The 2,852-nt window shown below is 71.9% G+C and carries 2 protein-coding genes; both read right to left on the bottom strand.

Features of this window, described 5'->3' with window-relative positions; translation table 11 throughout:
- Positions 1 to 285 precede the first annotated feature (285 nt).
- Entirely contained in the window at positions 286 to 918 is a 633-nt protein-coding gene (locus tag AC1D15_RS25305) for a response regulator (protein ID WP_047511637.1), read from the bottom strand.
- Positions 893 to 2,852, bottom strand: a 1,960-nt coding sequence (locus AC1D15_RS25300; protein ID WP_477828151.1) for a sensor histidine kinase, incomplete at its 5' end; no start/stop codon positions are given. The genes AC1D15_RS25300 and AC1D15_RS25305, both read right to left, overlap by 26 nt.

The following is a 2,852-nucleotide window of genomic DNA, read 5'->3' as shown; positions in this document are numbered from 1 at the left end:
GAGCACCACGGCGTCGGGCAAGGTCGCGTGGAACAGCCGCAGCGCCTGGACGCCGTCGGTCGCGCAGGCCACCACCTCGGCACCGCTCTCGCGCAGCAGCTCGCAGACCAGGTGGGCGATGGCCTGCACGTCGTCGGCCACGAGGAAGGTGGGGCGTCGAGGCTCGCGCTGCATGGCGGGATCGTGCCATCGGCCCGGGCCGCGCCGTGTGCGCATTTGCGGCAACGGGCGTCGGCAAATTGCCTACACGCTCGTCACTGCGCGGCCGTCACCACCGCGCGGCCGTCAATCCACCAGGCCGTTCTTCAGCGCGTAGCGGGCGATCTCGACGTGGCTGATGAGCCCGGTCTTCTCGCGGATGCGCGCCAGGTAGGTGGCCACCGTCTTCTCGCTCAGGCCGAGGTCGAAGCCGATCTCCTTGATCGCACGCCCGAGGGCGATGCGCCGGAAGATGTCGAGTTCGCGCTCGGACAGGTCGTGGTGGAGCCGGGTCGGCGGGCGCTCCTGCAGCAGCCTGGCGATGGCCACCGCCGTGTCGGCATGCAGGTAGGTGCCGCCGTCGGCGATGCGCCGCACCGCCAGCAGCAGGTCGTCGACGGCCCGGTGCTTGTGGATCAGCCCGTTCGCGCCGGCCTTCATCGTTTCGACGATGTAGCCCGTCTCGTCGCTGGCCGTCAGCACGAGCACCGGCACGTCGGCGCTGTGCGCACGGATCCGGCGCAGCAGCTCGAGGATGCCCGGGCCCGGCATCAGCACGTCGAGCAGCAGCAGGTCCCAGGCATGCAGCGCGAGGGCGGCGAGCACCGCGTCGCCGTCCCCCACTTCGGTCACGTCGGCACCGTCGAAGGCGTCGCAGAGCAGCTCGCGCAACCCGTGGCGCGTCACGGCATGGTCATCGGCTATCAGGATGTGCTGCATGCCCGGCCCCCGGTTCGATGAATGAATGCGGCACCCGCACCGTCGCGAGGGTGCCGCCCTGCGGACAGCGCTCGATGCGGAATGCGCCGCCGAGCGCCTCTGCACGCTCCGTCATGCCCAGCAGGCCGAGCGAGGTCGCGCGGCGCGCGGTCTCGACCGGGATGCCCACCCCGTCGTCGCGCACCTGCAGGATCCAGGCGTCCCCGTCGTCAGCCAGCGTGATGCTCAGCGCCGACGCCTGCGCGTGGCGGGCGATGTTCGTCAGCAGCTCCTGCAGGATGCGGAACAGCGCCGTCGCCACCGCCGCGTCGGGCAGCGAGGAGAGGTCGGCCCGCAGCGCGGCGGCAATCCCGGTCCGCGCCTCGAAACGGCGCGCCTCGTCGCGGATGGCCGCCGGCAGGCCCAGCGTGTCGAGCGCGCTGGGCCGCAGCTCGACCGCGATGCGCTGCACCGTCGCCACCGTCTGGTCGATCAGCGCCTCCGCCTCCGCGAGCTTGGGCGCCAGGTCGGCCGGTGCCGCACCGGCGGCCAGCCGCCGCGTCATCCAGCGCACGTCCATCTTGAGCCCCGTCAGCAGCTGCCCCAGCTCGTCGTGCACCTGGCGCGAGATGCGCGTGCATTCCTCCTCGCGCAGCGTGCGCAGCCGGGCCGTCAGCTCGCGCATCAGCACGTCGCGCTGCGCCTGCTCGGCGAGCAGCCGCTGCAACTCGGCATCGCGGCGCTTCGACAGCGTGATGTCGCGCAGGATCGCCGACAGCGCCACCGCCTCGCCCTGCGCATCCCGGATCACGCCCGTGACGACCGACAGCGTGACCGGCTGCCCCTGCCGGTGCAGCCGCACCACCTCCTGGGCACCGCCCGCAGCGCCGCCGCGCTGCGTGTCGAAGAGCCGGCGCTCCTCGGCGCGGGCCTCTTCCAGGCCGTGCGGCGAGCGCAGCACCTCGTGCACCGGCCGGCCGATCACCTCGTCCGGGGCAAAGCCGAAGGTGCGTTCCGCGCCCCGGTTCCAGCTCGTGATGAGGCCGTCGACCGTGCTGCTGACGATCGCGTCGTCGGACGCCTCGACGATGGCCGCGAGCCGCTGGCGCACCTCCTCGACCCGCTTGCGCTCGGTGATGTCGACACTGAAGACCGCGACGCCTTCCGGCGCCGGCTGGACGTTCAGGTCGAACCACGCGGGAGTCCCGTCGGCGAACACGAACTCGATCTCGCTGTGCTGCGCGATGCGCTCGCGCATGCAGCGTTGCAGCATCGCGAACACCGGGGTCGCCTCGATGTCCGGATACACCTGCGTCAGCGTGCGGCCGACCAGTGACTGGGTCTGCCCGTGGTGCTGGCGCGCCGCCGCCGGATTGAGGTAGAGGTAGCGCCAGCCGAAGTCGATCAGCTGGCAGCCTTCCAGCATGCTGTCGAGCGTGCGCTGGTACAAGCCGACGCTCTCGCGCAGCGCCGCTTCGGCCTGCTTGCGCTCGGTGACGTCGAAGAAGGTCGACAGGAAATCGTCGCCGATGCCGATGCCGGACACCACCATCGTGCGCACCGTGCCGTCCCGGCAGCTGACGCGGCGCTCGATCGGCGCGACCTTCACGGTGGCGGTCTCGGCTTGCGCGAGCGCCGCCTGCCAGCTGCCGATCACCTCGGCGCGATAGCGCGGGTCGGGGTAGGCGCGCTGCCACCAGTCGTCCAGCGTGGGGATGTCGTCGAGGCCGTAGCCGAAGACCTGCACGAATCGGGCATTCAACCCGGCCAGCACGCCGTCCCGCGTGACCAGCGCCTGCGGCAGCGGCGCTTCGTAGAAGAGGCGGCGAAAGCGCTGCTCGCTCACCAGCAAGGTGGCTTCGGCCGCCTCGCGCCGCTGTGCCGCATCGTCGAGCAGGCGCCGCACGGCCGCGATCTCGGTGATCGGCGGCGGTGGCGCGCCGGGCGGTGGGGTC

This window comes from Rhizobacter sp. P2_H2 (assembly GCF_056403375.1).
This window is presented reverse-complemented; position numbering and strand designations above follow the sequence as displayed.